This window comes from Streptomyces albipurpureus, assembly GCF_023701525.1.
In the GTDB taxonomy this organism is placed as follows: Bacteria; Actinomycetota; Actinomycetes; order Streptomycetales; family Streptomycetaceae; genus Streptomyces; species Streptomyces albipurpureus.
On sequence record NZ_JAMQAW010000006.1, the window covers coordinates 408738 to 431500 of the forward strand.

22 protein-coding genes are annotated in these 22763 nt (G+C 68.0%); 9 read left to right on the top strand and 13 right to left on the bottom strand.

Translation table 11 applies throughout. The features are described 5' to 3' along the window. Nucleotides 1-258 precede the first annotated feature (258 nt). Nucleotides 259-798, top strand: a complete 540-nt coding sequence (locus NBG84_RS06840) for an NUDIX hydrolase (protein ID WP_250918376.1) — start codon at nucleotides 259-261, stop codon at nucleotides 796-798. Nucleotides 799-816: 18 nt separating this feature from the next. Here NBG84_RS06840 and NBG84_RS06845 read toward each other — a convergent pair whose 3' ends face one another. Beyond that, nucleotides 817-1773, bottom strand: a complete 957-nt coding sequence (locus NBG84_RS06845; RefSeq protein ID WP_250918377.1) for a LysR family transcriptional regulator — start codon at nucleotides 1771-1773, stop codon at nucleotides 817-819. A 235-nt stretch (nucleotides 1774-2008) separates the two neighbouring features. On the opposite strand from NBG84_RS06845, the gene snpA reads away from it, so the two are divergent. Beyond that, nucleotides 2009-2671 (top strand): snapalysin, encoded by a 663-nt coding sequence (gene snpA, locus NBG84_RS06850; protein ID WP_250918378.1) that lies wholly within the window; start codon nucleotides 2009-2011, stop codon nucleotides 2669-2671. A 337-nt stretch (nucleotides 2672-3008) separates the two neighbouring features. Here the strand turns inward: snpA and NBG84_RS06855 are convergent, their stop codons facing one another. The 5 genes from NBG84_RS06855 to NBG84_RS06875 form a co-directional block, all read right to left on the bottom strand. Continuing rightward, nucleotides 3009-3449: a DUF6304 family protein gene (locus NBG84_RS06855; protein ID WP_250918379.1), complete on the bottom strand. Its 441-nt coding sequence runs from the start codon at nucleotides 3447-3449 to the stop codon at nucleotides 3009-3011. A gap of 389 nt (nucleotides 3450-3838) precedes the next feature. Beyond that, nucleotides 3839-4417 carry a dihydrofolate reductase family protein gene (locus tag NBG84_RS06860; protein ID WP_250918380.1) on the bottom strand — a complete coding sequence of 193 codons (579 nt, stop codon included), beginning with the start codon at nucleotides 4415-4417 and terminating at the stop codon, nucleotides 3839-3841. Nucleotides 4418-4567: 150 nt separating this feature from the next. Continuing rightward, nucleotides 4568-5599: a family 2 encapsulin nanocompartment cargo protein polyprenyl transferase gene (locus tag NBG84_RS06865; protein ID WP_250918437.1), complete on the bottom strand. Its 1032-nt coding sequence runs from the start codon at nucleotides 5597-5599 to the stop codon at nucleotides 4568-4570. Continuing rightward, nucleotides 5574-5927 carry a hypothetical protein gene (locus tag NBG84_RS06870; RefSeq protein WP_250918381.1) on the bottom strand — a complete coding sequence of 118 codons (354 nt, stop codon included), beginning with the start codon at nucleotides 5925-5927 and terminating at the stop codon, nucleotides 5574-5576. The genes NBG84_RS06865 and NBG84_RS06870 overlap by 26 nt, the downstream gene beginning before the upstream one ends. Nucleotides 5928-5964: 37 nt before the next feature. Continuing rightward, on the bottom strand, nucleotides 5965-7389 hold the full coding sequence (locus NBG84_RS06875) for a family 2B encapsulin nanocompartment shell protein (protein ID WP_250918382.1): 1425 nt from the start codon (nucleotides 7387-7389) through the stop codon (nucleotides 5965-5967). 284 nt (nucleotides 7390-7673) lie between these two features. Here NBG84_RS06875 and NBG84_RS06880 point away from each other — a divergent pair, with 284 nt between their 5' ends. Then, nucleotides 7674-8264, top strand: a complete 591-nt coding sequence (locus NBG84_RS06880; RefSeq protein ID WP_250918383.1) for an N-acetylmuramoyl-L-alanine amidase — start codon at nucleotides 7674-7676, stop codon at nucleotides 8262-8264. A 252-nt stretch (nucleotides 8265-8516) separates the two neighbouring features. Continuing rightward, nucleotides 8517-9449, top strand: coding sequence for a 1-aminocyclopropane-1-carboxylate deaminase/D-cysteine desulfhydrase (locus NBG84_RS06885; RefSeq protein ID WP_250918438.1), 933 nt, complete (start codon nucleotides 8517-8519; stop codon nucleotides 9447-9449). Here the strand turns inward: NBG84_RS06885 and NBG84_RS06890 are convergent. Beyond that, nucleotides 9422-11026 carry a Na+/H+ antiporter gene (locus tag NBG84_RS06890; RefSeq protein WP_250918384.1) on the bottom strand — a complete coding sequence of 535 codons (1605 nt, stop codon included), beginning with the start codon at nucleotides 11024-11026 and terminating at the stop codon, nucleotides 9422-9424. The two genes, NBG84_RS06885 and NBG84_RS06890, sit on opposite strands and share 28 nt — an antisense overlap. Before the next feature lie 238 nt (nucleotides 11027-11264). Between NBG84_RS06890 and NBG84_RS06895 the strand changes: the two genes are divergently transcribed. From NBG84_RS06895 to NBG84_RS06905, 3 genes are all read left to right on the top strand, one after another. After that, nucleotides 11265-11525, top strand: a complete 261-nt coding sequence (locus NBG84_RS06895; RefSeq protein WP_250918385.1) for a UBP-type zinc finger domain-containing protein — start codon at nucleotides 11265-11267, stop codon at nucleotides 11523-11525. 242 nt (nucleotides 11526-11767) lie between these two features. Then, nucleotides 11768-12181 (top strand): ATP-binding protein, encoded by a 414-nt coding sequence (locus NBG84_RS06900; RefSeq protein ID WP_250918386.1) that lies wholly within the window; start codon nucleotides 11768-11770, stop codon nucleotides 12179-12181. Next, nucleotides 12178-13176 (top strand): RNA polymerase sigma factor SigF, encoded by a 999-nt coding sequence (locus NBG84_RS06905; RefSeq protein WP_250918387.1) that lies wholly within the window; start codon nucleotides 12178-12180, stop codon nucleotides 13174-13176. Before NBG84_RS06900 ends, NBG84_RS06905 begins: the two co-directional genes overlap by 4 nt. A 435-nt stretch (nucleotides 13177-13611) precedes the next feature. Here NBG84_RS06905 and NBG84_RS06910 read toward each other — a convergent pair whose 3' ends face one another. Then, nucleotides 13612-14028: a hypothetical protein gene (locus NBG84_RS06910; protein WP_250918388.1), complete on the bottom strand. Its 417-nt coding sequence runs from the start codon at nucleotides 14026-14028 to the stop codon at nucleotides 13612-13614. Between the two features lie 122 nt (nucleotides 14029-14150). Here NBG84_RS06910 and NBG84_RS06915 point away from each other — a divergent pair, with 122 nt between their 5' ends. After that, the gene (locus NBG84_RS06915; RefSeq protein ID WP_250918389.1) at nucleotides 14151-15119 is read left to right on the top strand and encodes a diacylglycerol/lipid kinase family protein; all 969 of its coding nucleotides are present in this window, start codon (nucleotides 14151-14153) and stop codon (nucleotides 15117-15119) included. A gap of 317 nt (nucleotides 15120-15436) precedes the next feature. Continuing rightward, complete coding sequence (locus NBG84_RS06920) at nucleotides 15437-15694, top strand: WhiB family transcriptional regulator (RefSeq protein WP_003953983.1); 258 nt, start codon at nucleotides 15437-15439, stop codon at nucleotides 15692-15694. Nucleotides 15695-15887: 193 nt separating this feature from the next. Here the strand turns inward: NBG84_RS06920 and NBG84_RS06925 are convergent, their stop codons facing one another. The 5 genes from NBG84_RS06925 to NBG84_RS06945 all read right to left on the bottom strand — a co-directional run bounded on the left by NBG84_RS06925 (nucleotide 15888) and on the right by NBG84_RS06945 (nucleotide 22703). Further along, entirely contained in the window at nucleotides 15888-17372 is a 1485-nt protein-coding gene (locus NBG84_RS06925) for a sensor histidine kinase (RefSeq protein WP_250918439.1), read from the bottom strand. 394 nt (nucleotides 17373-17766) lie between these two features. Next, nucleotides 17767-18837 (bottom strand): SIS domain-containing protein, encoded by a 1071-nt coding sequence (locus NBG84_RS06930; protein WP_250918390.1) that lies wholly within the window; start codon nucleotides 18835-18837, stop codon nucleotides 17767-17769. 517 nt (nucleotides 18838-19354) lie between these two features. After that, nucleotides 19355-20890, bottom strand: a complete 1536-nt coding sequence (locus NBG84_RS06935) for a glycoside hydrolase family 3 protein (protein ID WP_250918391.1) — start codon at nucleotides 20888-20890, stop codon at nucleotides 19355-19357. A gap of 5 nt (nucleotides 20891-20895) precedes the next feature. Beyond that, a complete protein-coding gene (locus NBG84_RS06940; protein WP_250918392.1) occupies nucleotides 20896-21726 on the bottom strand; it encodes a carbohydrate ABC transporter permease in 831 nt (276 codons plus the stop codon). Next, a complete protein-coding gene (locus tag NBG84_RS06945) occupies nucleotides 21726-22703 on the bottom strand; it encodes a carbohydrate ABC transporter permease (protein WP_250918393.1) in 978 nt (325 codons plus the stop codon). Before NBG84_RS06945 ends, NBG84_RS06940 begins: the two co-directional genes overlap by 1 nt. Nucleotides 22704-22763: the final 60 nt, after the last annotated feature.

Below are 22763 nucleotides of genomic sequence, written 5' to 3' on the forward strand. Positions count from 1 at the left end.
CCCGGCCGCTCCCCGCTTCGATGACCGCTGCCAGCGCCTCGCTCTGGACGAGTTCCGCGAGGACGGTGAGAGCGGCAGCGGCCCGGACCTCGCGTTCGCCTTCGGTAGGGCAGCGCCAGCGTCGTCAACTGCCGTTGCGTCGTAGGCCGCACGGGTGACGGATACCCACGCGACTCGGTCATGGGCGTAGACAGTAGTCCGGAGAATCGAACCGGCGCTGATATCGCGCGGAGCAGCCCTCGTAAAGGAGTTGGACTTATGCGGTGGACCGTCCATGGGGAACGGCAGATCTACAACAACTCCTGGGTCAACCTCTGGCTCGCCGATGTTCAGCAGCCGGATGGCCACCGCATTGAACACCACATCGTCCGGATGCGGCATCTCGCGGTCGCCGCGGTGGTGGACGATCGGGCGCGGGTGCTGATGATGTGGCGCCACCGGTTCATCACCGACACCTGGGGTTGGGAGCTGCCGATGGGATTGATCGAACCGGACGAGACTCCGGCGCAGACGGCCGCCCGGGAGGTCGAAGAGGAGACCGGCTGGCGGGTCGGCGCACTGAAACCGCTGGTCTACGCGCAGCCGGCGAATGGCATCACGGACTCGGAGCACCATGTGTTCCGCGCCGATGGCGCAGAGTACGCCGGACCGCCGACCGAACTGAACGAGTCCGACCGCATCGAGTGGCTTCCGCTGACGGACATCCGCGCGATGATCGACCGTCGTGAGGTCGTCAGCGGCGGCAGCCTGATCGGGCTGCTGTACCTCCTCCTGGACGAGGCCACCAAGGGGCCGTGACCGTCAGTCCTGGGGCGCTCAGGCAGCCGGGGTGAACAGCGGGTTCTTGTGGTGGCGCAGCCACTGCCGGTAGACGGCCGCCCGGGTCGCCGACTCCCGGTACGCCGACTCCAGGTCGGCGTACACATCGTCGTAGGGCTCCTGCGGTCCCGGTGGAGTGCAGAGCAGCAGCCGTACGGCGAGGGGGTCCCCCCGTAGCGGCCTTATCGCCATGTCCTCACGGGAGCCGGACGTCGGCTGGCAGGGGGCGACTGCCTCGCCGACCGCGATCAGGGAGGCCGCGGTGTGGTAGTCGCCGTGCAGCACCGGCGGGTTCAGTCCGGCCGCGGTCAAAACCCTGCGCAGTCCGTCCCATTCGCCGTCGACGGTGGGGTCGACGATCCAGCGGTCTTCGGCCAGATCACTGAGCTCCACCACGCTTGCCGCGGCCGCCGGATGGTCGAGGGACATGGAGATGAACTGCGGTTCGCGCTCCATCAGCACGCGGCGGAAGAGCCCGTCGGGAACCAGCAGCGGACAGCCCTCCACCTCATGGACGAAGGCGACGTCGAGTTGCCCTGCCGCGACCATTCTGAGCAGGGCGTTCGCCGAGACATCCACATTCAGCGAGATATCGGCGTCCGGCAGTCGCCGCCGTAGTCTGCCGAGCCAGCCGGGCAGTGCGCTGCTGGCGGTGGAGCCGACCCGCAGCCGGGCGCCGTGGGCCCTGGCGGCGGCGGCCTTGGCCTCCACCACCAGGGCGGCCATTTCGGCCACCAGTGGTCGCGCCCTGGTCAGTACGGCCCGCCCCAGCGGGGTCGGCCGACAGCCGGAGCGCTCCCGGGAGAACAACTCGGCGCCCAGCGAGTTCTCGATCCGCCGCAACTGGGTGGTCAAGGACGGCTGGCTGACGCCCAGTTGGCGCGCTGCTTTGTGCAGGCTGCCGGTCTCCGCGATGGCGCACAAGGCGCGCAGGTGCCTCACCTCAAGCTCCATGACCCGAGAGTAGGCCGGTCCCAACGGCCGCACCAGACACACAGTTCGGGCACAGGGGACGGACGGGGACAGTGTGATGCACCGGTGTTATCGGCAGTTGGCATCATCCGCGCGCCGGGGTGTCTCCCCGAGACTCTGCGTTACGCATCCGTTCCCCGGGTCCAGCAGGACTCATCGGTTGCGTGCGCACCCATCCGATTCACCGGATTCCCAACCGGACGAGTAGGAGCCCCCCATGCGTCACCCCAGAACCGTACTCTCCGCCACCCTCGCAGTCGGCCTTGGTCTGGCCGCCGCGCTCGGTGCCGTACCCGCGACCGCCGCCACTCCGGCCGACTCCCCCACCACCGCGGCCGTCCCGTCCTATGTCGCCTACGAGGGGTCCACCGCGGACACCAAGGCGACCAAGGCGTTCTTCCAGGCCGTCGTGAAGTCGGTCGCCGAGCAGCGTGCCGCCAACCCGGGCGCCCGGGCCGTGACGGTCACCTACAACGCCGCCAACGCCCCCAGCTTCCGCGCGCAGATAGCCCGCAGTGCCCAGATATGGAACAGCTCCGTCACCAATGTGCGGCTCCAGGAGGGCAACAACCCGAACTTCCGCTACTACGAGGGCAATGACGCACGCGGCTCGTACGCCAGCACCGACGGGCGCGGACGCGGCTACATCTTCCTCGACTACCGGCAGAACCAGCAGTACAACTCGTACCGCGTGACCTCTCATGAGACCGGTCATGTGCTCGGCCTGCCGGACAACTACCGCGGTCCGTGCAGCGAGTTGATGTCGGGTGGCGGCCCGGGCCCGTCCTGCACCAATGCGGTGCCGAACGCGCAGGAGCGCGCCCGGGTGAACTCCATCTTCGCGTACGGCCTCGCGGCCGCGGTGGCCCGCGCCTCGTGACCATGAGTGGGCCCTGAGGTCTCCACCGCCAGGACCGCAGGGGCAGGGCCCGCACTGCCGGGGGCGTCCCGTTACCAGGAAGCGGGACGCCCCCTCCTTCTGCTGGGGTGTCACGGCTCACCGGCCGACCGGTCGGGTCGCGCCGAGGGCCACCGACACACACCAGTCAAGGCCCGGCGATGGTCGAGTCAGACCGCACCGGCTGCCGGTCTCGTCACTCCCGTTGGCTGATGCCCCACGGGAGGCAGGCACGGCAAGGGCGTTCCCTCGCTCCTCACGAGGGGACGCCCTTGCCGTGCTCACAGCGACGGCTGGTGGTCATGCCGACGGCTGGTGCTCAGGCCTCGGCGGCGGCGTAGGTGGCCAGTTCGGCGCCGGGCGGTAGCTGCTTCTGGATGCGATCGAGCGCGTCCTCGAAGTCGCCGCCCGCGACCCCGGACTCATAGGCGGCCCCGCCGTAGTGCAGGGTCAGATTGAGATCCGCCCGATCGAGGGACCCTTCGGGCCTCAGTTCGCCCAGCGTCAGCAGACAGCTGAGCGTGGCCCGCTCGACTCCGCTGACGGCATGGATCGGTAGCGGTATGTCCCATTCCAATACACAGGAGGAAAGGACTCCCTCCGCCCCCACGACCTCCAGGGCGGCGAACGTCGCCCCTTCGTACTCAACACCCCTGATGCGCGTGCGCAGTTGCCGTCCGTGCGCCGCGATCGTGACCGCTTCCGCGCCACGTCGGTCGCGGTACCAGCCCGCCCAGACTTCAGTCGACTCCGATGACATGGCGCGGACTGTAGCGGTATGTGGCCCATCCCTGAACAGCCGGGATGGCTCAGGTGCTACCGACCGCCGGGCCAGGGTGCTCTTCAGGACGCCCCCCGGACCGCTCGACATAGGCGGCACAGTCCCGGTTGTGGCAGGGACCAGGTCCCCACGAGGGAACAAATGCCCCCAGCGTTTTACGGCGCTTAATGACGGTATCGACCGGATGGCCGCAGACCGGGCATCGGTCGTCGGCCTGCGGAATGCGGGCAGCCGGACGTCGTTCACTCACCATATGACCAGAATATTACGATATGTCGGCGTCGGAAAGCTCAACGGCGCCATTTCGGGGACGACCCACCGCCAGGGGCCTTCCGGCGGGGCACAGGGGTAGCGGAATCGACCAAAAACTAGGTGCGGGCGTACTTCCTGACGATGACACCGTTATCAAAGCTCCGCATGGAGATCAGCGTGAACTCGTCCATCCGGAAGCCGGTATCGAACATCCGCATCCCGTCACCGAGGATCACGGGGTAGGTCTTGATGACCAACTCATCCACCTCATCGCGCAGCTGACCGGCGAGATTCGCACCGCCACAGAGGTAGATGGCGAGCCCGTCCTCCTTCTTGAGTTCCCGCACCCGGCCCACCACGTCGCCGGAGACGATCTCCACCTCGGGATCGGGGGACTCGGTGAGAGTTCGCGAGGCGACCAGCTCCCGCAGATGGGCATAGGGGCGAGTGTTCCCCTCACGGAGGGCGATGTCATAGCTGGCACGCCCCTGGATCACCGTGTCGTACTGACTGAGGGGCTGGTCGTCGACCCCGAAGTACTGGCGGGCCATGGTCGACAGGGTGTCCGCCTGCTCCGTGCGGAGGTAGTCGAGGAGATCACCGACCACAAAGCGGTTGAGGAACTCGGCATCCCCGTCGGGGGCGCCGATGAAGCCGTCGATCGATGCGGCGACGTAGTAGCTGAGCTTGCGCAAACCGGCCCCATTCGTCGTGGAGTAGTCATCGAGCCGCCCGGCGCGTCACAGCGCCAACAGCGACCACTCCACCCATAGTGCTTCACCTATAGTGGTTTAGCAAGTGCCTTTCACCCCGCGGACCGGGTCGGCCGCATCCCCCCGGCGCCCTCAACGGGTACGACGGGTGACGAACTCCGCCAAGGCCAGGAGCTCCCCCGCCGAAGCCAGGTCCGGAACCGCCCTGGACAGTTCATGGACCGCCCTGGCCATCCGGTCCGACGCCTGCAACTGCGCCCAGTCCTTGCCCCCGGCCCGTTCCACGGCGTCCGCGGCCAAGCCGATGGCGCCGCCGGTCATGGGACCCCGATACAGCTCGGCCAGTTCCGCCCCGGCCGGGGTGCCGGAGGTGAGCGCCGCCACCACGGGCAGCGACTTCTTGTACGCGGCGAGATCCGCGCCGGCCGGTTTGCCGGTGCGGCCGGGGTCTCCCCAGATGCCGATCAGATCGTCGATGAGCTGGAACGCCAAGCCGGCCTCCCGGCCGAAGGCATCCATGGCATCCGTCTCTTCCGGGCCCGCTCCCGCATAGAGCGCGCCCAGGGCGCAGGCACACCCCAGCAGTGCGCCGGTCTTGGCGGTGGCCATCTCCACGCATTCATCGAGTGAGACCTCGTGCGGCGCGCGCTCCTCGAACGCGCAGTCCGCCTGCTGGCCCGCGCAGAGCTCGATCACACAGTTCGCCAACCGCTCGGAGGCCGCCGCGGCGGCGGGGTGCAGATCCTCGGCGAGCAGTCGCAGGGCGAGAGCGAGCATGGCGTCGCCGGCGATGATCGCATCGGCGGTACCGAAGACCGTCCAAGCGGTGGGGCGGTGTCTACGGGTGGAGTCCTCGTCGATCACGTCGTCGTGGAGCAGGGTGAAGTTGTGCGCCAGTTCCACCGCCGCCGCCGCCTGGACGGCCGCTCGCGGGTCCCCGCCCAGGGCTCGCGTGGTGGCCAGCACCAGTGCGGGCCTGATGGCCTTTCCGCCAGGGCCGGCAGCGAAGGTTCCATCGGCGTTCTGCCACCCGAAGTGGTACATCGCGACATGGCGCAGGGAGCCGGGCAGGGACTCGACGGCTGCCCGGATCCGAGGGTCGACGGCGTCGCGGGTGCGTTCGAGAAGGGCAAGGGCCTCACGGCCCTCGATGGCCTCCGACATGGTCAACTGGCAGTCCTCTCAGGGGGTGGGTGGGGCAGTTCTGCCACAGGACCGAGGTGCTCGGGTCCCGGGCGCTCAGGTGCCGGGTGCCCAGGTCCCGGGTGCTCAGGTGCCGGGTGCCCAGGTCCCGGGTGCCCAGGTCCCGGGTGCCCAGGTCCCGGGTGCCCAGGTCCCGGGTGCCCAGGTCCCGGGTGTCGTGGAGCGCGGCCGGGTGGGGCCGGGGTCGGCAGTCGACGGCCCCACCGGGGCGGGTACGCGGGCCCGAGCGGACAGAACGGGTACGGCCGGCGCCGTGGAGCTGGAAGCAGGGGAGAGCGGCCGGGGGCATGGAGTGAGCAACGACAGCCCCCGGCCGCTCTTCACGCTCAGCTCCAGCGGCTCACCTCGACGTTCTCCAGAATGCCCAGCGCGTCGGGGACCAGCACCGCGGCCGAGTAGTAGGCCGTGACGAGGTAGGAGATGATCGCCTGCTCGTCGATGCCCATGAAGCGCACGGAGAGGCTCGGCTCGATCTCGTCCGGGATGCCCGCCTGCTGGAGTCCGATGACGCCCTGCTCGGCCTCGCCCGTACGCATGCAGATGATCGAGGTGGTCCTGGCCGCGGTGATCGGGATCTTGTTGCTGGGGAAGATGGGCACACCGCGCCAAGCCGGCACATGGTGACCGCCCACTTCGACGCTCTGGGGAACCAGACCGCGGCGGTTGCACTCGCGCCCGAAGGCGGCGATGGCACGCGGATGGGCGAGAAAGAGCTTGGAGCCGCGCCGCCGCGACAGCAGTTCGTCCATGTCGTCGGGGCTGGGCGCGCCATCGTGCGGCTGGAGCCGCTGCTCGTAGTCACAGTTGGCCAGGAGACCGAACTCCCGGTTGTTGATCAGTTCATCCTCCTGGCGCTCCCGCAGCGCCTCGACCGTGAGCCGCAACTGCTGCTCGGTCTGGTTCATCGGCTGGTTGTACAGGTCCGCGACCCGGCTGTGGACCTTCAGGACGGTCTGCGCGACGCTCAGTTCATACTCGCGCGGGGATGCTTCGTAGTCGACGAAGGTGTGCGGAACGACGGCTTCGCCGACATGGCCCGCGGAGAGGTCGATCGCCGCCTCGCCGTACTTGTTGGTGCGCTGCCGGGGTAGGGCGGCGAGCCGCGCCAGATGGGCCTGGAGCGACTCCGCCCGTTCGGCGAGGTTCAGCACATCGCTACGGGTGAGCACGAGGACCGTGCAGGCCGTTGCCGCACGGGCCGTGTGCTGCCAGGTGGTGTCTGCCTCCACCAGGGACTGCTCGCCCAGATAGGCGCCGTCGGCGAGGACATTGACGACCGCCTCGTCCCCGTAGGGACCCGTACCGATCTGCTCGACCCTGCCGTGGGCCAGCAGAAAGACGCGGTCCGCGACCGCACCGGCCTCTGCGAGCAGTTGGCCGGCACTGAATTCCTGCTGCTCACAACGATTCGCCAACTCGGCGAGGACCGCCTCGTCGTCATACTCCCGAAGAGCGGGCAGCTCACCGAGCTCCGCGGGGATCACTGCTACCTGATCGCCGGTCTGGACAAAGGTCACCCGGCCGTCGCCCACCGCGTAGCTCAGTCGACGGTTCACCCGATAGGTGCCGCCCTGCACCTGCACCCACGGCAACATGCGCAGCAGCCACCGGGAGGTGATCTCCTGCATCTGCGGCACGGACTTGGTGGTGGTCGCGAGATTCCGCGCGGCAGCGGTGCCGAGGCTCTGCTGCTTCGGCGTCTGCTGATCACGTACGTCGTCGCCGATAGAGCCAACCGAACCAACCGACATAGAACTCCCTCTCGATCATGGCTTGATCCGCAGATCGACCCTTGGTCTGGTCTGCGAGGGAAAGACTTCCAGCGCGATGCGCCCCAGCACCATTACACAAACGGATGGGACTACTTACCGATAAACGGGGCACATTGGACTGAATTCAACAATCCGTTTGATTCGCTGACTGGATCGGCTCGCACAGCACTCGTACGTATAGCCGCCCACCGGGCTAGTGGAGTAAAAGCTGTAAATGGCAAGTACGGAACATTCCGTACTCCTCGTACCTCAGGGAGTCGGCCATGTCCACACCCATGTCTGCGAGTACTTTCCTCAACGCGCTCCGCGGCGAGGGACTGACCGTCGTCCAAGTCGGCGACTGGCGAACCCACAACCGCAACCACAAGGGGCCCTGGGGGCCCGTGCACGGTGTGATGATCCATCACACCGTCACCCAGGGCACCGCCAACAGCGTCGCCCTCTGTCGCGACGGCCGTAGCGATCTGCCCGGGCCGCTGTGCCACGGGGTCATCGACAAGCAGGGCACCGTGCATCTCGTCGGCTACGGCCGTGCCAACCACGCGGGCGCCGGGGATGACGACGTGCTGCGGGCCGTCATCGCGGAGAAGGAGCTACCACCGGACAATGAAGTCAACGCCGACGGCAATCGCTACTTCTACGGCTTCGAGTGCATCAATCTCGGTGACGGCAGGGACCCATGGCCCGACGCGCAACTGGAGGCCATCGAGAAGGCATCGGCCGCCATCTGCCGCGTACACGGCTGGGGGTCACGCTCGGTCATCGGACATCTGGAGTGGCAGCCGGGGAAGCCCGACCCCAAGGGCTTCACCATGGCTTCCCTGCGCGAGCGCGTCCATGAGCGCCTGAAGTGACCGCGGACAGGCCCGACTGACAAGACCGACCAGCAACCTCCGATCCCGGAGAACCGGCTCCTCCCGCCAGCTTGGCGGGCCGCGGATGCCTCTCTTCCGCGGCCCGTCGCCCCGCCGCAAACCGCCCGGCTCCCCTCCGTACCCGTATCGCCCATGAACGCCCTCGCGCGAAACGTCCTGACCGATGAACGCCCTCGCCTACGAACGTCCGCGCAGGTGAGCGTCCTCGCAGGTGACAATGGGTACATGCCCATGTCAGCACCCGACCCCACCGCCGCCCTGGAGCCCCGGCTGCCCTCGCCGCTGCAGCCGGCCGACGATGAACGCTTCACCCGCCAGGGCGTCCAGCTGCTGCTCAAACGGGATGATCTGATCCATCCCGAGCTCCCCGGCAACAAGTGGCGCAAACTCGCGCCCAACCTGCGCGCGGCCGCCGGCCGCCCCCTGCTGACCTTCGGCGGCGCCTACTCCAACCATCTGCGCGCCACGGCCGCGGCCGGCCGGCTGCTCGGCTGCCCCACCACCGGGGTCGTGCGCGGCCACGAACTGGCGGACCGCCCGCTCAACGCCTCCCTCGCCCAGTGCGTGGCCAACGGTATGCGGCTGGTCTTCGTGGACCGGACGACCTACCGCCACAAGTCGGACCCCGAGGTGCTGGCCCGCGTACTGCGCGACAGCGGGCCCGACGACGTCTATGTGATCCCCGAGGGCGGTAGCAACGCCCTCGCCGCCCGGGGCTGCGCCGCACTCGGCCAGGAGCTGCACGGTCGCGTCGATGTCGCCGCCGTCGCCTGCGGTACGGGAGGGACCATCGCCGGACTCGCGGCCGGACTTGCCCCGGGGCAGCGTGCCCTTGCGTTTCCGGTGCTCAAGGGCGGTTTCCTGGCAGCCGAGACACTGCGAATCCAGCACAGCGCCTTCGGCGGGCGAGTCGGCGACTGGTCGCTCGACGAACGCTTCCACTGCGGCGGCTACGCCCGTACCACCCCCGAGTTGAACGCGTTCGCCAAGGAGTTCGAAGACCGTCATGGACTGGCCGTGGAGCGTACATATGTCGCCAAAATGCTCTGGGGTCTGACCGTCCTCGCCGCCGAGGGCGCTTTCCCTCCCGGCACCAGGCTGGCCGCGATCATCACGGGGCAGCCGGACCAGGCGGATCAGTTGGGGCTTTCCTCTTCCCGATAGGCGGCTGCCTCCTCCAGATCGAGCCGTCGCAGCAGCGTGCGCATCATCTCGTCATCGATGCTGCGGGCATCGCGCAGCCGGACGAACACCTCGCGCTCCGTTTCGATCATCTCCCCGGCCAGCCGCCGATAGGTGTCATCGGCGGACTCCCCGGTCAGTTCGTTGACGGCGCCGAGTCGCTCCCAGACCGCGTTGCGCCGACGTTCCATCACGGTCCGCAGTCGGTCCTGAAGTGGCTGCGGCAGGCTGTTGCGCTCATCGGTCAGCAGTTCGTCAAGCCGTTCATCGGCGACCTGTGACGCTTCGTTCTGGGCCTGGGCCTCGGCGAGCGTCTCGGCGTTGAGGTCCTTCTTCGGCAGCTTCAGCAGCCGGATCAGTGCCGGCAGGGTGAGTCCCTGGACCACCAGGGTGCCGATCACGGTGGTGAAGGTCAGAAAGAGGACCAGGTTGCGCGCCGGGAAGGGCTCGTCATCGGCGGTGGTCAGCGGGATGGAGAAGGCGATCGCCAGCGAGACCACACCACGCATCCCCGCCCAGCCCACGATCACCGGCGCCCGCCAGTCGACGCCCGGCTCGCGCTCCCTGATCCGCCGGGAGAGCCGGCGCGGCAGAAAGGTGGCGGGGAAGACCCACAGATATCTCATCGCGACCACGAAGACGAAGACGCCGACGGCATACCCCAGCGATTCAACGACCCCGTAGGTGCCGAGGCCCTCCAGCACATAGGGCAGCTGAAGGCCGATGAGCGCGAAGACCGTGGACTCCAGGATGAAGGCCACCATCTTCCACACCGCCTCCTCCTGGAGCCGGGTGGCGAAGTCGACCTGCCACCGGCGGTGGCCGAGGTAGAGCGCCACCACGACGACGGCGAGCACCCCGGAGGCGTGTACCTGCTCCGCCGCGGCATAGGCGACGAAGGGGATCAGCAGCGAGAGGGTGTTCTGGAGGAGCGCTTCCTTCAGATGCGTTCGCAGCCAGTGGATCGGCACCATCAGCAGCAGACCCACGCCGACCCCGCCGACCGCCGCGAGGAGGAACTCCCCGACGCCACCGGCCCAACTCGCTCCCTCGCCGATCGCGGCGGCGAGCGCCACTTTGTAGGCGGTGATCGCGGTCGCGTCGTTCACCAGGGACTCGCCCTGGAGGATGGTGGTGATCCGGTTCGGCAGACGGAGCCGTCGGGCGATGGCGGTCGCCGCCACCGCGTCCGGTGGTGCGATCACGGCGCCGAGCACCAGCGCGGCCGTCAGCGGCAGTTCCGGGATCAGCTGGTGGGCGAGATAGCCGACCGAGAGGGTGGCGAAGAGGACATAGCCGACCGAGAGCAGCGCGACGGGCCGTACGTTGGCGCGCAGATCGAGATAGGAGCTGTCGAGTGCCGCCGTGTGCAGCAGCGGGGGGAGCAGCAGCGGTAGGACGATATGCGGATCGAGCGTGTAGTCCGGCACTCCGGGGATGTACGCGGCGATCAGCCCGACCGTCACCAGGAGCAGCGGCGCGGGTACGGGTGTCCGCCGGGCCGCTCCGGCGATCATCGCACTGAACGCGATCAGTGCTACCAGTGGCAATGCGTCCATGCGCCGTCCCTCATGCTTGAGTCACCGAGCTTCATGATCTGACATGGGTTTCGCCCGACCACCCGGTACGCCGGCGAGTTCGGATGGCGGCGCCACCGAGCAGGGCGCGCCGTTCCGCGGCCTGACGAGTTCGGGTCTTTCTTCAGTTTTTTCTATAGATTTAAGATGCTTTGGGAATTTGAGGCGTTTTCGGTACTCCCACCGGAGCGCCCTTCGCTCACGTCGTAACCTGGCCACCATGAGCGAGTGTCCGCACATCACAGCACTGCCTCACCCGGAGCCCACCCCACTGGACGACACCTGCCGGCAGTGCCTGACGGCCGGAGCCCAGCCCGTGCATCTGAGGCTCTGCCTGACCTGCGGCTATGTGGGTTGCTGCGACTCGTCACCACTTCGGCACACGAGCGCGCACTTCGCCGAGACCGGCCACCCGGTGATGCGGAGCTTCGAGCCCGGCGAGAGCTGGCGATGGTGCTTTGTCGACGGTTCGATCGTCTGAGGTGTGGGTACGTCAACCCTCCCCCACTTCCTCGCAATTGGGTCACGCAGACCACTAGCCACTGTGTGTCGCCGTATGCCTACCATGAGTGACAGTTGCTGAAGATGGGGGTCCGACGACACGGCGCGGTGGATCGCGATAGCGTCGCCGGGCCAGTACTGCTACGCAAGGACTGTGTAGCGACGGCTTCGGGATCTTTCTCCCGCGGCCCCGAAAGAGCATGTGTCACCTTGGAGGTGAGGGTGTCCCAGATCGCAGGCGAGCCCGGGACCCAGGACTTCGTGGAAGTCCGGCTGCCCGCAGCGGGTGCCTATCTGTCGGTGTTGCGTACGGCCACGGCCGGTCTCGCGGCGCGTTTGGACTTCACCCTCGACGAAATCGAGGATCTGCGAATCGCGGTCGACGAGGCGTGCGCCATCCTGTTGCAGCAGGCGGTTCCCGGTTCAGTCCTCAGCTGCGTGTTCCGGCTCATCGACGACTCGCTGGAAGTCACGGTCTCCGCGCCGACGACCGACGGCCGAGCGCCGGAGCGCGACACCTTCGCATGGACGGTGCTCTCCGCCTTGGCGGGGAAGGTTGACTCGACGGTCGCCGATGACCGCACGGTCTCCATCAGTCTGTACAAACAGCGCGGCGCCGGACCCGGGCCGGCATGAGAGACGGGGACGGTCCGGTGCGGAACGAGGACGGTCCGGTGCGCAACGAGCCACCCGCGGTGCATGACTTCCCGGAACAGCAGGCAAGGCCACACCCGGTGGACGGACCCGGTGGCCAGGCAGCCGTGGCGGAGCAGGCACAGGCGGGGGGTGCGCCCCCTGGCCCAGTCGAGGAGAACCCAGGCCAGCCGAGCGTCAGGGGGAGGGCAGAATTCATGAACGACGATCAGCCGCACGACCCACGCGACCGCAGCGGCGCGCGGGCGATGTTCGTCGAGCTCGGCAAGCTCCCGGAGGGCTCATCGGAGAAGGCCGAGCTGCGTAATCGACTGGTCCGCATGCATCTACCGCTGGTCGAGCATCTGGCCAGACGGTTCCGCAACCGCGGGGAGCCACTGGACGACCTCACCCAGGTCGCGACGATCGGTCTCATCAAGTCCGTGGACCGGTTCGACCCTGAACGTGGTGTTGAGTTCTCGACCTACGCCACTCCCACGGTGGTCGGTGAGATCAAACGGCACTTCCGGGACAAGGGCTGGGCGGTTCGGGTGCCCCGCCGGCTTCAGGAGCTGCGGCTTTCGCTGACGACGGCGACGGCCGAGCTCTCCCAGCAGCACGGCCGTTCGCCGACCGTGCACGAGTTGGCCGAGCGGCTCGGCATCTCCGAAGAAGAGGTCCTGGAGGGGCTTGAGTCGGCGAACGCCTACTCCACTCTCTCGTTGGACGTCCCCGACACGGACGATGAGTCCCCGGCGGTCGCGGACACCTTGGGCTCGGAGGACGAGGCGCTGGAAGGCGTCGAGTACCGCGAATCCCTGAAGCCGCTGCTGGAGGACCTGCCGCCGCGCGAGAAGCGCATTCTGCTGCTGCGGTTCTTCGGAAACATGACGCAGTCGCAGATCGCACAGGAGGTGGGTATCTCGCAGATGCACGTCTCCCGGCTGCTGGCCCGCACCTTGGCGCAACTGCGGGAGAAACTGCTGGTGGAGGAGTAGCGGACGAGGGCCGCGCAGTTCCCGGCCCGGATCAGGGGCTGTGGCCGTCTCGGCGGTCACAGCCCGCTACCACGGCTCCGGTCGGCCGACGGTCCTCCAGCGCACCGCCATCCGGGACCGGCTCCGGTACGGGGTAGCCGTCCAGGTCGCACCCGGGGCTCAGTACGGTTGTCGCGCCCTCGGAAGCAGAGGGCCGACTCCAATGCCTCGAAGGTCCCGAAGATCGCCCCAGAGCCCCCTCAAACGCCCTCTCGCCCCATCGCCCGCCCGGCCCGGTACCGACGGAGCTCTGTGGCCGGATGGCTTCGACTCGATGGCGGTGCTGGACCGTTCGGCACCCGAGGGTGGAGCCGGCGTCTCATCGGACTCCCACACCGTACGAAAGTGCTGACCGCTGCCCCGTCACGGAAGGCAGGTGCCCAAAGGACCGGACGACTATGCGTCGCGGGCGCCCGGACCCCGGATGTCCAGGGCCTCGGTCGTCGCCGGGTTCACCACCAGCACCAGACCGGTCACGGCGACCGCGGCCACCACGATGCCGAGCGGAATCAGCCCGCCCGAGGACTTCAGCAAGGTGTACGCGGGGATCAGCGCCATCAGATGCGTGATCAGCGCCGGCCCTCGGCTCCAGCTGCGCTGGGCCAGCAGCCCCCGCGCGGCGAACAGCGGAATCGCACCCAGTGCGATCAACGTCACCCCGCCCATCTCGGCCTGAGTGGGGCTGTCGGGCCGACCCAGCAGCCCCATCACCAGCATGTAGACGCCGTAACCAGCCAGTGCCAGGCCCTCCAGTCCGGAGACGGCCGCCGCAGCGGTCAGACGGGCGGGGCGGGGGGTCCGGTCAGTACTCACCCCAGCAGGGTAGCCGTCCCCCGCGGCCCCCGGACCGGGGTAGGGCGGGCCCCTCGCCGGGGCGTGGTCGCCCTCACACCCGGACTGGGGCCAGGTACCTCTCAGTAGGTACGCTGCCTCATATGCGCGCACTCCTCGTGGTCAATCCAGCAGCAACCACCACCAGTGCCCGCACCCGTGATGTGTTGATCCACGCGCTCGCCAGCGAGATGAAGCTGGAAGCCATCACCACCGAATACCGCGGGCACGCCCGGGATCTGGCGCGTCGAGCCGCTGAGTCCGGGGAAATCGACCTGGTGGTCGCACTCGGCGGCGACGGCACGGTCAATGAGGTGGTCAATGGTCTACTCCACCACGGCCCTGACCCGGGGGCACTGCCCCGCCTCGCCGTGGTCCCCGGTGGCTCGACCAATGTCTTCGCCCGCGCACTGGGTATCCCCAATGACGCCGTCGAGGCCACCGGCGCGATTTTGGACGCGCTCCGTGAGCAGAGCGAGCGGACCGTGGGGCTCGGCCTCGCCTCCGGCACGCCGGACACCGAGGACGAAGCCGTCCCGGCTCGCTGGTTCACCTTCTGTGCCGGGGTCGGTTTTGACGCCAGTGTGATCGGCCGGGTCGAACAGCAGCGAGAGCGCGGAAAGCGCTCGACCCACGCGCTCTATGTGCGTCAGGTGATGCGGCAGTTCCTCGACGAGCCCCACCGCAGACGAGGGGTGATCTCCCTGGAGCGCCCCGACGCCGAGCCGGTCAACGATCTGGCGCTCTCCATAGTCTGCAACACGTCTCCGTGGAGCTACCTGGGCAATCGCCCGCTGTACGCATCCCCGAAGGCGTCCTTCGACACCGGTCTGGATGTGCTGGGGCTCACCAAGCTGTCGACACCGGCCGTGGCCCGCTATGCCACCCAACTGCTGATGTCGAGCCCCGAGCGCGGGCCGCACGGTAAGCATGCGACCACACTCCATGACCTGACTGACTTCACCTTGAATTCAAAGGTTCCACTGCCCTTTCAGATGGACGGTGACCATCTGGGACTGCGTACGAGCGTGACGTTCACAGGCGTACGCCGTGCACTGCGTGTGATTGTGTGAGTGGAAGGGCCGATAGCCCTTTATCTCGAACGTACGGACTGGACTCCACCCCATAGAAGTACGGCTGTGACCTAGTCGACACCGAGGAATCAAAAAAAAGTTTCCGGAAGGGGTTGTATCCGTCGCCGAGGTTTGCGAGTCTCTTCATGGCGATCGGGACGGCCCGCAGAATCGGCCCCACAGACCGCCAGAACCCCTCCTCTAAACCCTGGACCACGTCGGCGTGTTCGGCGTTCGGCCCTTCCGTTGCGGGGGGATTCGTGAAAGCGTTCACATTCACAAGCAACCCACATGTCATACAAGGAGAGGTAGCAGCCATGGACTGGCGTCACAACGCCGTTTGCCGCGAGGAAGACCCCGAGCTCTTCTTCCCCATCGGCAACACCGGTCCTGCGCTGCTGCAGATCGAGGAAGCCAAGGCCGTCTGTCGTCGCTGCCCCGTCATGGAGCAGTGCCTTCAGTGGGCGCTTGAGTCCGGCCAGGACTCCGGCGTCTGGGGTGGCCTCAGCGAGGACGAGCGCCGCGCAATGAAGCGCCGTGCCGCTCGCAACCGGGCGCGTAACGCAAGCGCCTAATTGCCACCGCACCGAGCCTGAGCCTCCGGCGGCGCGTACAGCGAGTACGCACTCACCGCTCACGAGTCGCAGCGCGCAGATAAACCCACAGCATTCGAGCCCCGGACCGCAGTCTTATTGGTCCGGGGCTCGCTGCTATGCCATGTCCGGGCTTCTCACCAGAAAATGCGGGAATCCCGGAAATCCCATGACGCTATTTCTGAGCACTGACCGGAATATCCAGCACGACCCGGGTGCCATGTCCCGGTTCTGCTACAGGAAGCATGTCGAACCCTCCGCCCAACTCGCCTTCCACCAGGGTCCGTACGATCTGTAGTCCGAGATTCCCCGTTCGCTGCGGATCAAATCCCTCCGGCAATCCGCAGCCGTCGTCCTGAATGGTGATCAGAAGCCGTCCCCTGGCCTGTGGATCGCCGGGGCGGTCACCGCGTACCGCCGCCACTTCGACCGAGCCGCGCTCGCCGGCCGGGAAGGCGTGTTCCAGCGCGTTCTGAAGAACCTCCGTCAGCACCATGGAGAGCGGAGTGGCGACCTCCGCGTCCAGGACGCCGAAGCGGCCGGTACGACGGCAGTCCACCTTGCCCGGGGAGATCTCGGCCACCATCGCGATCACCCGGTCGGCGATCTCATCGAACTCGACCCGCTCATCGAGGGTCTGCGAGAGCGTCTCATGCACGATGGCGATGGAACCGACCCGTCGTACGGCCTCGTTGAGCGCCTCTCGCCCGCGCTGGGAGTCCATCCGCCGGGCCTGGAGCCGCAGGAGGGCGGCGACCGTCTGCAGATTGTTCTTCACCCGGTGGTGGATCTCCCGGATGGTGGCGTCCTTGGTGATCAACTCCCGCTCACGGCGCCGGAGTTCGGTGACGTCCCGCAGCAGTACGAGCGAGCCGATCCGGGCGCCCTTGGGCTTGAGCGGGATGGCCCGCAGCTGGATCACTCCCCCGTTGCCCTCCACCTCTGTCTCCCGAGGCGCATAGCCACTGGCGAGCTTGACCAGGGCCTCGTCCACCGGGCCGCGTGAGGGCGCGAGGTCGGCGGTGATCTGCCCCAGGTGGTGTCCGACGAGATCGGACGCGAGACCGAGCCGGTGGTACGCGGAGAGGGCGTTGGGGCTGGCGTACTGGACGATCCCCTCGGCGTCCAGCCGGATCAGCCCGTCGCCGACCCGTGGCGAGGCATCCATGTCGACCTGCTGCCCCAGGAAGGGAAACGATCCCGCCGCGATCATCTGGGCGAGGTCGGAGGCGCTCTGGAGATAGGTCAGTTCAAGCCGGGACGGGGTGCGAACGGTCAGCAGGTTCGTATTGCGCGCGATCACCCCCAGGACCCGGCCTTCGCGCCGTACGGGGATGGACTCCACCCGCACCGGCACCTCCTCGCGCCACTCGGGGTCGCCCTCGCGCACGATCCGGCCCTCATCGAGCGCGGCGTCGAGCAACGGACGGCGGCCCCGGGGCACCAGATGGCCGACCATGTCGTCGTGGTAGGAGGTCGGGCCCGTGTTCGGCCGCATCTGGGCCACCGAGACATAGCGGGAACCGTCCCGAGTGGGGACCCAGAGGACGAGGTCGGCAAAGGACAGGTCGGAGAGCAGCTGCCACTCCGAGACCAGCAGATGCAGCCATTCGAGGTCGGTCTCGCCGAGCGCGGTGTGCTGGCGTACGAGGTCGTTCATGGAGGGCACGTCTGCGAGCGTACCCGCGGGATGGTCCGGGGTTAGGGGTGGGCTTGATGAGACTTGATGAGAGATGGATGAGAGTACGAACAAACAGCGCCAGATAGATGGACATCATCGAATGGTCTAGTCCAGAATAACGAACACAGAAACTTCCGCTCTCCCCGCACAGGAGAGTGGAACCGAGGCCCCGGTGCTCTCTGCCCTGACTGCATCGAGTCCTCCCCCACGGCCCGGCGGGCCCGCACACCCGCCCGGCCGGAGCACTCCGGGCTGCGGTGCCGGACGGGTTGAGGGTCCCGTCAGGCGCCGCGGCCCGCGGGTATTTCCGGGCCAGGCCCCGTTCACCGGGGCCGGCGACCGCTCGCGGCCACGACAGGACGCGCGCTCGCTGTCAGTGGGTCTCCGTCACCTTCGCCAGCGCCCTCGGCGCATCCGGGTCCTGTCCGCGGGCGATCGTCACCTCGTACGCCAGCAGTTGCAGCGGCAGGATCTCCAGCACCGGCTGGAGCTCCTCCGGGACACCGGCCGTGGGCAGGGTGAACCCCGCCGACGCGGCCGCGACCTGCGGGGCGGGCCCCACCACCACCAGATCGGCGCCCCGGCCCCGGAGACGGTCGAGAACCGGCTGGAGGGCCTTGCCGCCCTGACCGTCCGTGACCACGGCGATCACCGGTGAGATGTTGTCGACCATCGCCAGCGGGCCGTGGAGCAGGTCAGCACCCGAGTAGGAGAGCGCCGGGATGTAGCTGGTCTCCATCAGCTTCAACGCGGCCTCCTTCGCGGTGGGGTAGCCGTAGCCGCGCGAGGTGATCACCATCCGCTCGGCGAACCGGTAGCGCGATGCCAGCTGACGTACCTCCTCCTGCCGGGCGAGGACCTCGGCGGCCAGGTCAGGCAGCATGTGCGCGGCGGCTCCGGCATCCCCGCGCAGACCTTCCACCAGGAGGTACAGCGAGAGAAGCGAGGCGGTGTACGTCTTGGTTGCGGGGAGCGCCTGCTCCGGGCCGGCCAGGACATCGACATGGAACTCGCAGACGGCGGCCAGCGGGGAATCCGGGTTGTTGGTGACAGCCAGGGTGATCGCACCCGCCGCACGGGCGGCCTGGGCGGAGGCGACCAGATCGGGCGAGCCGCCCGACTGGCTGACGGTGACCACCAGCACATCGCGCAGATCGGGGCGGGCTCCATAGGCGGTCGTCGTGGACATGGAAGTCAGCCCACAGGGCAGCCCGAGCCGGATCTCCAGCAGGTACTTCGCGTACAGCGCCGCGTTGTCGGAGGTGCCGCGGGCGGCGAGCAGGACGAACCTCGGCGCGCGCTCCGCGATCGCGGCCGCCACCTCGCGGATCCTCGGCGCGCCCCGCTCCAGGATGCGCCGCAGCACCGCGGGCTGCTCCGCCATCTCGCTGGACATGATCCGGCCGGGGCGCTCGCGGTGATCGGCCGGCATCGTGGCTGACATGCGATGTGCCTCCAGAGGACGTTCCTGGCTCCGGGGCGGCGATCAGACGGGCTGCCACCAACCCGGCGCGGTGGGGTCCGCTGCGACCGTCCTCCGCGGTGTCGGGCCTCTCGCGGTGTCGTCGGGCCCTCAGCGGGCGGGCGCCATGGGCGCGGTACGCGGCGCTTCTGTCACCCGGTCGAGGCGACCTCCGCGGTGTCTGCCACCTCGGAACCCTCTGCGGGACGCTTTCGGGCGGGAGCGTGCGCACCACTGGAACGATCGTAAGGTCTACCGACAGGGGCAGCATGTCGCCCGCCCGGGCCGTGGGATCCGGCCCTGTCGGGGCGTACCTCCCGCTACGCAAAAGGCCGGTGGCGGGCGTGGTCCCCTCCTGCTGTGCCACGCCCGGCACCGGCCCTTGGAGCCGGCCGCCCTCAACACTCGCGGCGGCCCTTCCTGGGGCTTGCACGAACGGGCCTCCCGATGCGACTGCCCACCTGGTCGGGGTGTGCGGCGGTGAGAGGCCCGCTCACTGTCAACCGCCGGCGATGATCTCCGCCGCCGCCCGGCCGCAGACCGGTGCCGCCCCGAAGGTGGCGATGTGGAGGGCGCCGGTCGGCGCTGCCTGCGGCACACCCATCTCGACCACGATCGTGTCGGGGCGGGCAGCCACCAGCGCGGTCAGTGCCTCGGACATCCAGGGGTGCCGGTGGACGTCGCGCACCACGGCGACCGTGCGACGCTCTCCGGCGGCGCCCAGGATCTTGGCGACCAGCACATCCGTGCCGTCCGCCGCTGCCTGCTCGCTGGTGTAGGTCTCCTGGCCGGAGCCGGGCAGCAGTTCGCCGATCGCCGCGCCGGCGCCCCAGGGGGTCTCCGCGCCTGCGGCGCAGTTCGCCTGCGGCGAGAAGGTCGCCACCTGGACGGGGCCGGTGACGGCGGTGTGCTGAGCGCCGCGGGTGATGCGCAGCGCCTGCCGGGCGGCGGCCAGACCGACCGCCGCGTCGGGTGCCCGACGGCCGTCGGGCAGGGCCTGCTCGGCGGTCCATGCCGCAAGTGTGCGGACCCGGTTCGCGGCGTCGACCAGCCGCTCCTCGGGCAGTTCGCCGGCGTGGACCGCGTCCACGATGGCGTCGGCGAGGCCGGTGGTGGTGTCCTCGCCGAAGGAGTCACCGCCGGTGCAGATCGCGTCGGCACCGGCGGCGAGCGCCAGCACGGTGCCTCTGGCGACGCCATAGGTCCGGGCGATGGCACCCATCTCGATGCCGTCCGTGACGATCAGGCCGTTGAAGCCGAGGCCGCCCTCGGACTGCGGCGCGCGCAGCAGCGAGGTGAGCACGCTGCGGCTCAGGGTCGCGGGGTGCTGGGTGTCGAGTGCGTTGACCATGATGTGTGCCGTCATCACGGCCTTGACGTCCTGGTCGATCGCGGCCTGGAAGGGGACGAGGTCCCGCTCCCTGAGCACGCTCTCGGCCACCTCGATGGTCGGCAGCCCGAGGTGTGAGTCGACCGCGGTGTCACCGTGGCCGGGGAAGTGCTTGGCACAGGCGGCGACGCCGACGGACTGAAGTCCCTCGACCCAGGCGGCCGTGTGGCGGGCGCAGAGCTGGGTGTCGGAGCCGAAGGCCCGGACCCCGATGACGGGGTTGTCGGGGTTGGCGTTGACGTCGGCCGATGGTGCCCAGTTGAAGTTGACGCCGCAGGCGGCCAGCGAGTAGCCCAGTTCACGGGCCACATCGCGGGTGACCGCGAGGTCGTCGATCGCGCCGAGCGCGAGGCTACCCGGCCAGGACGAGCCGCCCATGACCTCCAGCCGGGTGACGTCCCCGCCCTCCTCGTCGATGGCGACGAGGATGTCGGGGTTCTCCTTGCGCAGCTCCGAGGTGAGCGCCGCAACCTGCTCGGGGTCGCTGCAGTTGCGACCGTACAGGGCCACCGAGAGCAGGCCCTGGGCGACGGTGCGGCGGACCCACTCGGGTGCCGTGGTGCCTGCGAAGCCCGGCTGCAGTACAGCCAGGGCGTCCTTGTACAGAGGGTCCTGCGCACGGACTCCGCTGGTCGGGATTCCCACCGAGATCAGCCTTTCACTGCGCCGTCAGTAAGGCCGCTGACGGCCTTGCGCTGAAGGAAGACGAAGAGGAGCAGGATCGGGATGGCGAAGATGGTCGAGGCGGCCATCGTGGCGCCCCAGTCATCGCCGAAGGTGGAGCGGAAGCTGGACAGCCAGAGCGGCAGCGTCTGGAACTCCGCGTCCTTGTTGAGCACCAGCACCATCGGGAACTCGTTCCACGCGGTGATGAAGCCGAACATGGAGGTCGACATCAGACCGGGAGCGAGCAGCGGCAGGATCACCTTGAGGAATGCCTGGCGGCGCGTACAGCCGTCGACCATCGCCGACTCCTCCAGTTCCTTCGGCACGGCGGCGACGAAGCCGCGGAGCGTGAGGAGGGTGAAGGGCAGGACCATGACCATGTAGAACAGGGTCAGGGGGATGAGGCTGTTGAGCATGTCGGCGTCACGCACGATGAAGTAGATCGCGATGACCATGACTTCCCAGGGAGCCATCTGGGCCATCATGAAGCCGACGATGAAGCCGCGCCGGCCCTTGAACCGCATCCGTGCCAGGGCGAAGGACGCCGCCAGCGAGATGATCAGCGAGAAGACCACCGCGAGGATCGTGACGGTCAGCGAGTTGCGGACGAGCGTCCAGAAGTTGTCGGCGTTCAGTGCCGTCTCGAAGTGCTCGAAGGTCGGGCTCGTGGGGAACCAGACCGGGGTGTCCGAGACGATGTCCGGCGTCTTCTTGAACGACGTCGCGAACATCCAGTACACCGGGAAGATGAAGCCGATGATCAGCAGTACGGCGGTGATGTTGGGCCAGAGCCGGCCAGCGATAGAACGCTTCATCACGCATCCTCCTCTTGCTTCAGGACGATCCGGAGGTAGTACGCGGTCAGCGCCAGCATGAGGACGATGGTGAGCATGGCGATCGCCGAGCCCATGCCGTAGTGCTGGTTACCGATTCCCTCGATGTACGCGTACACGGGCAGGATCTCGGTGAGACGGTCGGGGCCACCGGCGTTGATCGTGTACACCTGTACAAACGCCTTGAAAACCCAGATGATCTCTAGGAAGGTCGTTGCGTACAGGAACGGCCGCATGAAGGGCAGCGTGACCGAGGTGAAGCTCTTCCACGCGCCGGCGCCGTCGAGCGACGCGGCTTCGTAGAGCTCCTTGGGGATGGTGGTCGTCGCGGCGTAGAGGTTGATCGCGACGAACGGTATGGATTGCCAGACGATCAGCAGGGTAACCACGAAGAACGTGGACATCTGGCCGCCTAGCCAGTTGTACTCCGCCATGTTCTCGAAGCCGAACTGTACGAGGACCCAGTTGACGACACCGAAGCGCTGGGCGAAGAGCCACTGGTACACGGTGGTCGAGGCGACGACCGGCATGGCCCAGGCCAGCACGAGACCGATGAGCAGGGCGACACGCATCCGCTTGCCGAGACGGGCGAGCAGCAGCCCGACCAGCGTTCCCAGCAGCATGATGAGGACGACATTCGCGGCGGTGAAGGCGATGGAGCGGCCGGTGACCCGCCAGAAATCCGAACCGGTCAGGATTTCCTTGTAGTTGTCGATTCCGTTCCATTCCGTGAGGTGCTGGATCAGCTGCCTCATGTTCAGGTTCTGGAACGACAGAATGCCGTTGTTGATCAGCGGGTAACCGAGGAACACCAGGGTGACCGCGACCGCGGGGAGCAGAAGCAGATAGGGCAGAAGCGCTCCCGCTCGTCTGCTCTCCGGAGGTTTCCCGTGTCCTCCATTGGTCCGCCGGTGGACCTTCATCGGGCCGGATGGCGGCCTCTCGGTCTGCACGGTCATGCTCTTGCCATCTCTTCTTAGGCAACTGGGGGGAAGCAGAAGTCTGGGGGCGGCACGTGT